At 48.4% G+C, this 13256-nt stretch carries 10 protein-coding genes; 4 read left to right on the plus strand and 6 right to left on the minus strand.

Features of this window, described 5'->3' with window-relative positions:
• Positions 1 to 180: 180 nt before the first annotated feature.
• From RGU72_RS14645 to RGU72_RS14660, 4 genes are all read left to right on the plus strand, one after another.
• Positions 181 to 1092 (plus strand): DMT family transporter, encoded by a 912-nt coding sequence (locus RGU72_RS14645; RefSeq protein ID WP_322120429.1) that lies wholly within the window; start codon positions 181 to 183, stop codon positions 1090 to 1092.
• Between the two features lie 389 nt (positions 1093 to 1481).
• Positions 1482 to 3623 carry a PAS-domain containing protein gene (locus RGU72_RS14650; protein WP_322120430.1) on the plus strand — a complete coding sequence of 714 codons (2142 nt, stop codon included), beginning with the start codon at positions 1482 to 1484 and terminating at the stop codon, positions 3621 to 3623.
• Between the two features lie 131 nt (positions 3624 to 3754).
• Entirely contained in the window at positions 3755 to 4159 is a 405-nt protein-coding gene (locus RGU72_RS14655; protein WP_322120431.1) for a DUF3224 domain-containing protein, read from the plus strand.
• Positions 4160 to 4230: 71 nt separating this feature from the next.
• Positions 4231 to 4527 carry a hypothetical protein gene (locus RGU72_RS14660; protein ID WP_322120432.1) on the plus strand — a complete coding sequence of 99 codons (297 nt, stop codon included), beginning with the start codon at positions 4231 to 4233 and terminating at the stop codon, positions 4525 to 4527.
• Positions 4528 to 4924: 397 nt separating this feature from the next.
• On the opposite strand, the gene RGU72_RS14665 is transcribed toward RGU72_RS14660, so the two are convergent.
• The 6 genes from RGU72_RS14665 to argS all read right to left on the minus strand — a co-directional run bounded on the left by RGU72_RS14665 (position 4925) and on the right by argS (position 13249).
• The gene (locus RGU72_RS14665) at positions 4925 to 7249 is read right to left on the minus strand and encodes a TonB-dependent receptor (protein ID WP_322120433.1); all 2325 of its coding nucleotides are present in this window, start codon (positions 7247 to 7249) and stop codon (positions 4925 to 4927) included.
• A 766-nt stretch (positions 7250 to 8015) separates the two neighbouring features.
• Complete coding sequence (locus RGU72_RS14670) at positions 8016 to 8882, minus strand: helical backbone metal receptor (protein ID WP_322120434.1); 867 nt, start codon at positions 8880 to 8882, stop codon at positions 8016 to 8018.
• Positions 8883 to 8997: 115 nt separating this feature from the next.
• Positions 8998 to 9777: an SDR family oxidoreductase gene (locus tag RGU72_RS14675; protein ID WP_322120435.1), complete on the minus strand. Its 780-nt coding sequence runs from the start codon at positions 9775 to 9777 to the stop codon at positions 8998 to 9000.
• Between the two features lie 63 nt (positions 9778 to 9840).
• On the minus strand, positions 9841 to 10605 hold the full coding sequence (locus RGU72_RS14680; protein ID WP_322120436.1) for a thiol:disulfide interchange protein DsbA/DsbL: 765 nt from the start codon (positions 10603 to 10605) through the stop codon (positions 9841 to 9843).
• Between the two features lie 55 nt (positions 10606 to 10660).
• The gene (locus RGU72_RS14685; RefSeq protein WP_322120437.1) at positions 10661 to 11365 is read right to left on the minus strand and encodes an SPOR domain-containing protein; all 705 of its coding nucleotides are present in this window, start codon (positions 11363 to 11365) and stop codon (positions 10661 to 10663) included.
• Between the two features lie 171 nt (positions 11366 to 11536).
• Positions 11537 to 13249, minus strand: coding sequence for an arginine--tRNA ligase (argS, locus tag RGU72_RS14690; RefSeq protein WP_322120438.1), 1713 nt, complete (start codon positions 13247 to 13249; stop codon positions 11537 to 11539).
• Between the last annotated feature and the right edge of the window lie 7 nt (positions 13250 to 13256).

The raw sequence follows: 13256 nt of genomic DNA on the forward strand, positions 1-13256 counted from the left end.
GTCCATATTTTATTTGGACAATACGACTAATTAAACCGATACTCCCCAAATTTTAAATAATCAAGCTGAAATTTAGCGAATCATCTGGCGGCGAACCTCATGCGGCATTAAGACCTTTTGCTACCTTGGTGAGCAACTCAGCACGACCCAACTTATCATCCTTCACATCCTCCTCTACTCATGCCTAACACCACGCATCCAGCGCCCGTCAGCACCTATAGCACTTATATCAAACTCGTCTTCGTCGCGTTGTTCTGGGGCGGCACTTTTATCGCTGGCAAAGTGGTGGTGCAACAAATCCCGCATCTGATTGTGGCGACCGGACGTTTCTTGGTTGCCAGCAGTTTGTTGCTGCTGATGGCGTGGCGTTTGGAAGGCGGCTTGCCCAAACTGACACGACAGCAAATGCATGCGACTTTTGCGCTGGGTGCGACTGGGATTTTTTTATATAACATTTGCTTTTTCTCCGCGCTGGAGCGCATGCCCGCTGGTCGCACCGCCTTGTTCGTGGCGCTCAATCCCATCATCACGGCGCTGGCGCTGGCGGCGTTTTTTGGTGAGCGTTTGGGCTTTAGAAAATGGCTGGGCATTGCCATTGCGTTTGTCGGTGCGGCCATCGTGATCACCCGCGGCGATCTGGCTGGCGCCTGGCATGACATCGCACAATCTGTCGGTGCGGGCGAATTATTTATGTTTACCGGCGTTTGCGCTTGGGCGGCTTACACTATCATCGGTCGCCATGCGCTCAAAGGTCTCAGCCCGATTGCCGCTACCGCTTACGCGGCGCTGTGGGGCTTGTTGTTGCTGGCATGTGGCGCGCTGTTTGAAATCCGCGACGTCAACTGGCAGCACTTTACCTGGCCCGCTGTGGCGGCGATTGCGTATCTGGGCGCCATCGGTACGGTGGTTGGTTTTGTCTGGTATTACGAAGGCGTAAAAACCATAGGTCCGGCGCGCACGGCGGTGTTTAATAATCTGGTGCCGGTATTTGGCATCAGCCTAAGCGCGCTCTTGCTGGGAGAGCCGGTTCTGGTGTCGATGGTGATTGGCGGTTTACTGGTGATTGCGGGCGTGTCACTGACCAATAAATAAATCGGTGACCAAATGATGCAAAACCAGCACAGATTTTTATACCCTTTTTACTCGCTCGTTTCCCGCACGGCCAAGATACTCCCCATTATTTTTCATAAAAACAGCCAATCGTCTATTTAATATATGGACAATCTAAATATACTCATAGCGGGTATATTTTTTATCTGCTCTGTATATCCAAATATCACGCATGCGATTTAAAAAATCGCTCTATTTTTTGTTGTCATTTTGTACTATTCTAAGCGCTAAGACTTCGCTTTCGCTGAGATCAAACGCAGCCACAAGCAAGCTGACGCAAAAAACAAAATAGGGAGTCGTATGCAACAGCGCCCGCACCACTCCGTTTGGCTAAGTCCGTATGCTGTTGCGGATCATTTGCGTGCCACGCGATGACGCCCGATAACAATTCTGGCGGGCAGATGTTTGGCGCTGCCAGCGTTTCTAAAGAGGCGATCTACCATGCGATGGTGGAGCAATCGCTAGACGGTTTGATCGTAATGGAAAATAACCAGCTAGTGGATTGCAATCCCAGTGCCGAGCGTCTGTATGGCGCGACCCGGGCGCAATTGATGTTTAAATCGCCAGTTGATTTCTCTGCGCCCTACCAGGCTGATGGTAGAGATTCCCCCAGTGCTGCCGAATTTTATGTGCGGCTGGCGGTAGCAGGTTATCCCCAACGCTTTGAGTGGATCGCCCGCAAATTGGACGGCACTTTATTCCCTACCGAATTGTGTATCAGTCGCTTGATTGACGGCGACATCATCAGAATCATTATCGTCGTGCGCGATCTGACAGAACGCCAACGCACCGAGCAAGAGTCCTTGCGCAGAAGCCGACAGCTGCAAATTTTGCTGGATAATTTTCCGGGCGGTGTCAGCTTGATGGATGACAGCGGTTATCTGGTGGCATGGAACCAGACCATGGTCAACATACTCGATCTGCCGCCAGCATTGATTGAACAAAGAATGCCGCATATTCAAGAGATTCTTCGCTTCAATATTGCGCGCGGTGAATTTAGCGAATTCGGCAACAACGATGCCCAGCGATTTCAGTACATTTTAGGTCTGCTTGAACGAAAAACACCATTTAGCTATGAGCGCACGCGCAGCGACGGCAGTATTCTTGAGGTACGTAGTTCACCGATCAGTAGCGGCGGCTTTGTCACTACCTGTGTCGATATCACCGCCAAACGTAGTATTCAATCCGAATATAAGCGCCAGTCACTGTTGCTACAAACGATATTAAGCAATATGCCGCAAGGTATCAGCGTGTTTGACCAAGACCTGCGCCTGCAAACCTGGAACCAAGGATTTTTAGACATCCTCGATTACGACCCGGCCAGTATTTATCGTGGTGTCCATTTTGCGGATTTGTTACGCATCATGGCCGAGCGTGGCGAATATGGCGACGGCAATATCGACGATTTAATCCAGCAACGTCTGGCCTTGGCGATGCGCTTTGAAGCCCACCAATTTGAGCGAGCCCGTCCTAACGGACATACGCATCTGGTGCAGGGCAATCCGATTTATGAAGACATCAATGTCGATATTCATGAGGATAAAAGCGAAAATAAAAACGATGGCAACGCAGATCGCAACCCGGGTCAAAAACTAAGTGGATTTATCACCACCTACACCGACATTACCAACCTCAAAGCCGCCGAGCTGGCGCTATCCAAAGCCAATGTCTTGTTAGAGCAAAATGTCGCTGATCGCACCAGCGAATTGCGCATCGCTTTAAATGATTTAATCCGTAGCGAAAAATTAGCCGCACTGGGTTCGCTGGTGGCTGGCGTGGCGCATGAGCTGAACACACCGATTGGCAATAGCTTGCTGATTTCTAGCACGCTCAAAGAACGTACAACAGAATTTACCGCCTTGTTAGAACAAGGCCAGATTAAACGCTCTTTGCTGATCAATTATCTGCAAGAAGCCGAGCAAGCATCGGCGCTGCTAGAGCGCGGCTTAAGCAGTGCGGCAGAATTAATCAGGAGTTTTAAACAAGTTGCAGTAGATCAGGCGAGTTCTAAGCGACGGCCTTTTAATCTGAAAAAAATCAGTCAAGATATCCTTGCAACAGTAATTATCAAAATCCAGCAAGCAGGCATACAAATGCAGTTGGATATTGCTGACGATATCGAGATGGATAGTTATCCGGGTCCGCTGGAACAAGTCATCAGCAATCTGATCGACAACGCCATCTTGCATGGCTTTGAGCAATTTACAAATCCAGAGAGCGGCACCATGCATTTATCCGCAAAACGACTTGACCAGGAGACGCTGGAAATCCGCTTTCAAGATAATGGTATTGGCATACCGGACGAGGATTTGTCGCGCATCTTTGACCCTTTTTTCACCACCAAACTAGGGCGCGGCGGCAGCGGACTTGGTTTGAATATTGTGTACAACATCGTGACCTCGCTGCTGGGCGGCAAAATCAGTGTAGAAAGTCATTATGGCCAGGGCGCATGCTTTATTTTGCATTTGCCGCTGGTCGCACCGACGGAAGATACTAAGCATAGCAAAGAGTAAAGTGGACTTCTGAAAATTCAAATCAGAGCCAACAAGCAAATCAATATAAGAATCAATTTTTGAAGCAATTTTTGAATCTATTTTTGAATCTATTTTTGCGTGAGCACAGAAATCAGCTACCAGGGAACATCATGACCACCAAAGCAACGGGCACATTTGAAGTCACTTTATCGGCACTGACATTACACCACGGCGAGGCCGTCGCGATGATGGGCAGGCGCTCAATTGATAAACAGTTTCAGGGCGATTTAGTCGGCGCAAGCCAAGGCGAAATGCTGAGTATCGGTACCGAGGTAAAAGGATCGGCGGCGTATGTCGCCATAGAATATGTCACCGGATCGTTGCACGGTCGCAGCGGCAGTTTTGCGCTCCAGCACAACGGCATCATGAATCGTGGCGCACCACAGTTATTAGTAACCGTGGTACCAGATTCTGGTACGGGGGAATTACGTGGCTTGACCGGCAAGCTGATGATTAATATCGCCGATGGGAAACATGCCTACGATTTTGATTACGACTTTGCTCAGGAAGATTAATCGTATCGACAGCTATTGCTATCGTTATTCGCAATGTTGCTGCATGCTCCAAAAATCGACATTTCCCCTTCATGCCTAAAAATCAAATTAAGCTATTCGTGGTGTATGCCATCTGCATGATGATGTTGATGTTATGGATTGAACACAGCACCAGATATCACGCCTTGCGGGAGCCACTCGGCGCACTATTTGGCGCTTGGCTGCCCATAGGCTTGTCGATATTTGGTATTCAGAACGGATGGGTGATTGGTAAGTTCTCTATCATTGATCGTGATAACAGCCCGATCAGCTTCTGGATCATTATTGCAGCTGGTTTTATGCTTGGTGTATTCCTGCTTTATCGTGGTGTGTCGGGGCTATTGCGTTGAGACAGTATTAATCCACGCAAGATGTTTTTGTAATTTGCTCATGTAATTTGGTTTTAATAGTTCGTTTTAACCCAGATTTTCCATTGGAACAGCGACAAGTGTGTCTTTGGAGGACTGGCTGGCTAGACGCGACGACGACGCAAGCTGCATCTTGCTAGGAGGAGCAACAACGCCAGGCAGTTCGCCAAAGGTGCCATTGTCGCTGTAGCGTTCCCACTCAAATCGCGGTGGTGCTATCCCTCTGAAGACCTCACGCCGTCTGCGTTTCTGCGAAGTGATAGCGGTCTAATGGAAAATCTGGGTTTAATAGGTCTGATATTGAGCCGCAATCGAAGTTTGATCTGGCAATGGTGCAAAAAAAAGGGAGCTTTCGCTCCCTTTTTTATTTCGTCATCAATTACATTTTTGCAGACAAGCTTAAGCCTACAGTCAACGGACGAACGCGGTAACCTTCGCTGACAAACTGGACATTAGGACGTTGAATTACCTTGTCGTTGTTCAGCAGATTTTTTGCAAACAAGGACAACTCCCACGTACCCCAAGTTGCGCCAACGCTGGCATCTACGGTGCTGTAAGCAGGGCGATCATAGTCAGGATCGGTGTGTACCAGACTACCGTGGCTACTGCCTACCCAATGTACCGCTGCACGAGCGAAGCCGTAAGTATCATTGGCAAGATCAAAGTTGTATTGACCTGTCAGGCTGGCATTGTATTTAGGTACGCCTTGAATAGCATCGCCAGAGACTGCACCGATAGATGGAATGTCGCTGGACAACTTGGCATCGGTGTAACCGCCGGAGAAGCCGATCAGGACGTTGGAACTTGGCTTGGCTTTAACTTCAAATTCAAAGCCATAGCTTTTTGCTTTGCCGACGTTGGTCTCAAAGTCGAAACCGCAACCTGGCAAGGACACGTCTTGTTGTAGCTTGTTCCAGTCAATGTAAAACGCGGCCAAATTAACAGATAAACGGTTGCCCATCAAACGCGATTTGCTACCGACTTCATAGCTCCATAATTTGTCTGGATCAAATGAGGTTGGTGCCGAAGTTAAGTTCAGATTTTTAAAGTCTGCGGCACAAACCGAGACTGGAATTGCGCGGTTTTGTCCACCCAAACGGAAGCCCTGGCTGGCACTGGCGTACAAATTATTATTAGGATCGACTTGCCATGTAATCGCAAATTTAGGGGTAGTTGCCTTGAAGTTGGAACTGGCATCCGAGTGCGCAGGTCCGCCGGCAAAGAAGAAGTCACCATCACGCGACAAGGAATCCGTCGCCCGCAAATAGCGAGCACCGACGGTAGCATGCAGCGTTGGGCTAAAGTAGTAATTAACCTCACCAAACAAGGCGGTCTGCTCTGTACGGTAATGACGTCCGCTGAAATAAGAGTTGTCACCTGGGAAGGAAGAACCTAACAAGTTAGGATCAGCGGGGTTCACGCCTGCATTAGCAAACGCCTTGTTGATGCCAAACACTGGCTCGTTATCCAACACATTGGTTTTTAAATTGGAATAAAACAAACCACCAATCCAGGTAAAGGGAGAAACCTTCGGATCATATGGTTTAGAAGTCAAACGTACCTCTTGCGAGAACTGACGAACCTGATTATTCAGATAGACGGCAGAAGGTAATGCGGCAACCGTATCACCCAGTCCGGCAGGTGCATTCGGCAAGCTGCTAATCAGGCCACCGATATAGCTACTGTTGACGACGGTGCCGTCTTGAGTGCGATCAAAGTCACGTTGAAATAAGCTTGATACCGATACCAGATCAGCAAAACCCATGTCGTAATTGATGGTCAGGCTAGGTACAGTCAACTTGTCGGTACCTGGTTCTCTGACGATTTTGTTGGTTTGATTGCCAGGCAACGACGTGTAGAAAGCATCGATGTCGGCGGTCTTTACTTCTTGGTAAAAGATCGCTGGCGTAATCGTCAACTCCTTGGTTGGCGACCACTTTAAAGCGATTCTGGCGACGGAACTTTCTTCCGAGTTAATGCCGGAAGCGACCACTTTGCCATTGGTAGGAGAAACCTGATCGACATAGCCGCTGTTACGCCCTTTTTGCAGGCCAATCCGCAATGCCATTTCATCTTTGATCAATGGCATATTGAATACGCCGTTGACGGTGTAATTGGTGCCGCCGCCTTTGGTGGAGGAGACTTCGCTATACAAATTGGCCTCACGCTCGTTAAAGATAGGCTGATTGGTGATGAACTTCAGCGTGCCACCCATGGAGCTGGCACCATACAAAGTACCTTGCGGGCCACGTAACACTTCGATGCGATCCAGATCAAACAGTTTTGGTTCGGCGCTACCCAAGCTGTACAGATTGCGCGTCGTCATCGACACGTCGTCCATATACACGCCAACGGTGGCCGAACCTGCGGCGGAGCTGACGCCGCGGATTTCAATATTGTTCAGACCAGCGCCGGAACCGCTGGCACCAGAGAAAGAGACGTTAGGAATCGCCCGGGTGACGTCGCCGATGTCGGTAATATGTTGCCCGACGATATCGTCGCCGCGGATGACTGAAATACTCAGCGGTACTTTGCTGGCATCTTCTTTACGCTTTTGGGCGGTTACTGTGACGGTATCAATTTGCTCAGTACGTTTTGCCGCACCAGCTGTGGCATCCGTCGTTGTTTGAGCATAAGCGGAACTTGCAAAAATGGAGGAAATCGCCGCCGCAAGGCAAGCTAGTTTGCCGTTATATGAGTGCATGTTTTAAGGCCTTATTTAAAAGTCTGGTTGAGTGTAGCTTTTGCTGAGCTAGTGATTAAATTTAAAAAGAAAGCTTGAAAATTGAAATCGACACTGGAATGTTGCGTGTCCGGCAAACCTAGCCGTCTTCAAGCCATCTTTATCTTGCAGGAATTGCTTAAGTTGTATAGCTGACTCAAAGGTAGCATGAAGTGCGGAGGCGGAAAAGGAAGCCAGCTGGCAGTGTGGTATTAATGGTATACATCGAATATCGATCAAAAATGCTTCACCATGGAGCAAAAAACAAATGCTTTAACCAATAAATACGTGGCGAAATTCTCCGTAAAAAAAATCCTCAATGTCATTGTTTATTCCATTTTTGTAGCCTACAAAACAATCGGATATTTATATACTCCCATTAAATTTGTCTAAAATTACCTTATTGACCAATAATTATATGGACAACTAAAATATACCCTCCTAGAGTATATTTAACTCATGCATCAATTTTGAATCTGAGATTTACCCGAAAAGGGAACCAGGCGAGAAAAAATGCGCGCTGTCTTTTCATTTTTATTTATCTGTATGACGAGGCACTTTTCTCGGGCAAGACAAGTTCCGCCTTAAGAGAGTGCGGGCATGCACTTACATCGCTCTTACGCAAATAGATAAATAGAGGTAATTGAGTAAAAATGGAGTTTGCAGGATGTAAAAATAAGATGTCTGAAGCACTCTTATAAACCAATTTATACATAAAACTCAGCTGCGCGCGAAACGCTTTGCCATGTTAAAGCGACCTTAAATATGCCAACCCAGCAATCGCGCGGCTGCCGTACCAGGACAGCATTTCGCCATCTACCAGCTGAACTGGTTTGCCGATTTGCTGCTCTAAAGCGTCAACATGGATTTCTGTAAACCGATAGGGTTCGGTCGAGAGCAAAACGCCGTCAATCTCGCTGGCTACTTGATCGCTCCACTCAAACCGGGGATAGCGCTCGGTGGACTGTGGATGCTGCCAGGTTTTCCAGCCGATCAGAGACAACATATTGGCAATATAAGTATCGCTGGACACCGTCATCCACGGGTCTTTCCAGATGCAATACAGCATGGTTTGTGGTAGTGCGATTTGCGCCGGCGGTGCTAGCTCAGTGTCGTGCTCAGTGTCGTGCTTAGTGTCGTGCTTAGTGTCAGGCTTGGTGTCAGGCTTGGTGTCAGGCTTGGTGTGGAGCTGAGCGTAGTTTTTTTCAAACTCGGCGCAGAGTTTTTCAGCGGCTGGTGCGACCTGAAAAATATCGCCAAGCAAACGATACAGGGCAAGATTGTCACGCGGTGTGATGGGATGGGTGACGACGATATGTGGAATAAATGCGGCAAGTTGATCAACGGTGGGCTTTTGGTTTTCATCGATGTTGACGATGAGATGGGTAGGCGCAAGGCGACGGATTTTCTCGATATTGACATCTTTAGTGCCACCGATTTTGGGGATGGTTTTGACAATATCTGCCGGATGAATACAAAAACCTGTACGACCGACCAGCCAGGGAGCCAGCCCCAGATCGCACAGCAATTCGGTAATTGACGGCACCAGACTAACGATGCGCGGATTGACATCAGCGGGGAGATGGGCCTGACCCGTAGCATCAATTAGCGGCATATTTACTATACTCCCCCGTTATTTCACAAAAAACTGCTTAATGCCCAATGATATTATGGACAATTAAAATATACTTATTAGGAGTATATTTCATTCAAATTCTACAAAGATGTCATCAGGATTCATTTGCACGCGGTTTTCTGCGTGCTTTGGCAAAAACACGATCATAAAGCCAATTAGGAAGCACGCGCATTAGCTTGGCAACTACGCCCATTTGCCAGGGGATAATCCGGTAAGAATCACCACGATCAATCGCAGCAACGGCTGACTTGGCAAAGGCCTCAACCGGCATTAAAAATGGCATAGGATAAGGGTTGTCACGTGTCATCGGGGTATCAATATAACCTGGTGCAATGGTCACCACTTTGATGCCGCTTGAGCGCAACTCGACGCGCAACGACTCGCAATAACTGATCACCGCCGCCTTGGAGGCGCTGTAGGCTTCAGCCCCCGGCAAGCCGCGTATGCCGGCGACACTGCCGATACCGACCAGACGGCAATCTTGCTGTTTGGCGTAGCCTTGCATCGACGCGATAAACGGCGCAAAGGTGGCGACGGTCGCAATTAGATTGGTCTCTATGACGCGAGCAAAGACCGGAATATCTTCGGCATGCTCAGTCAAAGTTCCGACAGAAATACCCGCATTCGCAACCACGACATTCACTTGACCGACCGCCTGAATAAAATCCGTAGCAGCCTTGGCCAGCGCAGCGTGATCGGTAACATCTAAAGGGTAAATTTGATGCTTGTCTGCGTTGGGCAAGCTTTGTCGTAATTGTTCCAATACGTCCTGACGGCGTGCGACCAAACCAAGCACCGCACCTTGCTCCGCAAAACTACGCGCCAGTGCTGCGCCGATACCGGAAGATGCGCCTGTGATAAATACTGTTTGCATATAAAAAAAGTCCGTCATTAACTGACGGACTTCCTTAAATTATTACCTACCCAAATCGGGAAATTATTTCTTTTTTGCAGCGTCTTTTGCCGCTGGTGCTGGCGTTACTTTACTTGCTGCCGGTGCTGCCGCAGCAGGTGCATTTTTGTCCTTCAAGACTTTATTAAACAAGAAATCCAGAACTTGAATACCGGCGACATTTTGTGCATCTTCAGTCACACGTCCCAAACCCTTTGCTGCCATTGCAGGGCCAGTCATATAACGACCATCGACTGCAAACATTGGCACGCTATCGATACGGTAAGCATCTTGCATCTGTGCTGAGCGATTGACTTTGCTTTGCACTGCGAACGAGTTATAAACGTCCATAAATTTTTGTTTATCCAGACCCGATTTCGTCACAAATTCCATAATATCGGCATCGCTTTGCAAGCGGTTACGCTCAATGTGGAGTGCAGCAAACGCCTTGGCATGGAATTCTTCTGTTTTACCCATGGCTTCTAAGGTGTAATACAGTTTTTGCTGCGTGACCAAGTCGTGAAAGTTGACATGGATACGTTTAAAAACAATATTGTCACCTTGCTTTTTTACCCATGCGGCGATCACTGGCTCTAATGCATTGCAATGCGGGCAGAAGTAGCCAAAGAATTCGATCACTTCTACTTTTTTCCCACCTTCGGCCGGCTGCGGGCGATCTAATACAGTGTATTCAACACCATTTTGTGGCATTGTGGGGCTTGCGCTAGCGGTCGCAGCGACAAAACCTAAGCCCAGACCAAACCCAATTACTAACAACATTTTTTGTGTCATTTGACGGATTGAACGCATCACTTTTCCTTTATATTATTCAAGAATATGTCTTGCTATTGCAACTGACTCAGAACTACTTAGCGGTACGGACCACTGCGACATCCACACTGTTTTCAGACAACTTTGCGCGCATTCGGTTCATTGTTTCGATCTGATTAAATGGACCAATCCGAACTCGATACAGCGTACCATTATCCGAGGGCTTTTCGCTGACACGAGCCTCAAAACCGATCAATGCCAGCTTGGCGCGGGCACTCTCTGCGTCGGCCTGATCACGGAATGCACCTGCTTGCAGATAGTAGACGTATTTGTCATCAACAGTATCGCCCGCTCTGGTGGCATCGGCTGGTTTAACTTCGGCCTTGTCTTGCGTGGCGATGGCTGGCTTGGCGATCTCGGCTGGCTTGCTGTCTACTTTAGCATCTGGAAGTTTGTTTCCGACAGCGTTGCCAGGCGTAGCCGCTACATTACTAACATTGGCAACAGCGTCCGGGGCTTTAGGAGCATCCACAGGTTTTACAAAATCCTTAGCCGCCTCTTTTACCGCGTCTTTATTCCCATACATAGGCTTATTGGGATCTTGCACTTGAGTCACTGGTATATCTGCGGCTTTCGCGCCTTTGTTGGTAAAAGGCGTGGAAGATTTGGTAATCAATAATGCGACGGCGACGGCGATTGCCAAGCCGATGACTAAACCGACGATCAGTCCTAGCAAGGTACCGCCATGCTGACGGACGGTTTTAATAGTTTGATAGCGATGATAAGAAAGCGATTTCATGCGTCTCCGATTTAATAGGTCTTAAATGACTTTATATTGACACTTAGATTGGTAGTTATGTTCAGACTTAAATTCCCACATAGACAAATATTATTTCAGCGTAGTGCATTGATCAATATTGATAGATATTGATAAAAATGCGCTGTCGCTGAAATAATTCACCGAAGCTCTCTACATTTTATTCGGCGCCGATACGCCAATCAAGGCGAGTCCGTTACGCAAGACCTGGCGGGTTGCCAGCATCAAAGCCAGACGTGCCATTTTGGTCGCTTCATCATCGACCAAAATCCGTTCGGCATTGTAATAGCTATGCAGCTCGCCTGCCAGATCGCGCAAATAGAAAGCGATCTGATGCGGCCCCAACTCGTCCAGCGCTTTTTGCAAGGCTTCTGGATATTCTGCCAGTTTTGCCAACAAGGCGGCTTCCCGTACGGCAGTAAGGGGTGACAAATCGACGTCTTTTAACTTCGCCAGCACATCTTCATCGCTGCTGTATTGCGCCAGCACGGAGCAAATCCGGGCATGGGCGTATTGCACGTAATACACAGGATTTTCATCTGAACTCGCTAAGGCGACGTCAACATCGAACACGAATTCGGTATCGGCCTTGCGCGAAATCAGGAAGAAGCGCACTGCGTCCCTACCTTTAACGACATCACCATTACCGGACCAATCAATCAGATCACGCACCGTGACATAGGAGCCTGCGCGCTTAGAGATTTTGACCTCGGCACCGTCCTTCATCACTGTGACCATTTTATGCAGCACATAGTCAGGATAGCCTAACGGTACGCCCACATTGGCAGCTTGCAAACCGCCGCGCACGCGAGCAATGGTGCCGTGATGGTCGCTGCCCATAATGTTGATCGCCTTCTGGAAACCACGTTGCCATTTGACGATGTGGTAAGCAACGTCAGGGACAAAATAAGTATAAGTCCCGTCAGACTTCTTCATGACGCGGTCTTTGTCGTCGCCGTATTCTGTGCTGCGCAACCATAAGGCGCCATCGAGTTCGTAGGTTTTGCCAGCTTTGATTAGGGCTTCTACTGCGGCTTCTACTTTCCCATCTTTATATAGGGAGGTTTCTAAGTAGTAGTTATTAAACTTCACGCCAAATGCGAGCAAATCCATATCCTGTTCGTTACGCAGGTAGGTCACGCTGAACTGGCGGATAGAATCGATATCGTCGACATTGCCAGTGGCAGTAACAGGTGCGCCATCGCTTGCAGAAACCGTCTTTTTCGCTAAAAAGTCGAGTGCGATCTCAGCAATATAATCGCCGTTATAAGCTGACTCTGGCCAACCTGCTTCACCCGGCTTGAAGCCTTTGGCGCGTGCTTGCACGGACAAAGCGAGGTTTGCAATTTGTACGCCGGCATCGTTGTAATAAAACTCCCGCGTGACGTCATAGCCTTGTGCCTCAAATAAGGCGGACATCGCGTCGCCCAACGCACCTTGGCGTCCATGACCGACATGCAAAGGTCCGGTTGGATTGGCAGAGACAAATTCGATGATGACTTTCTTACCTGCGCCTTGGTCACTTTTACCAAAATCTGCGGTTTGCTCTAATACCGTTTTGGCGATGGCTTGCTTAGCGGCGTCTGTCAGACGAATATTGATAAAGCCCGGACCAGCGATTTCGGCAGCGGCGATCAAGCTACTGGATTGCGCCATAATTGCGGCAACAATGGCCTGCGCCAGTTCACGTGGATTTTTTTTGAGCGGTTTGGCAATTTGCATTGCGATATTGCAAGCGATGTCGCCGTGCGAAGCGTCGCGCGGGCGTTCCAATACGATATTTGGCGTTAAATCGCTGCCAACCAACAAAGGCTGAACAGCGAGTTGGAATAGTTTGGAAATTTCTTGTTTTTGTTGAGCTAGCATAGTGTGC

The organism is Undibacterium sp. 5I1 (assembly GCF_034314085.1).
Lineage (GTDB): Bacteria > Pseudomonadota > Gammaproteobacteria > Burkholderiales > Burkholderiaceae_D > Undibacterium.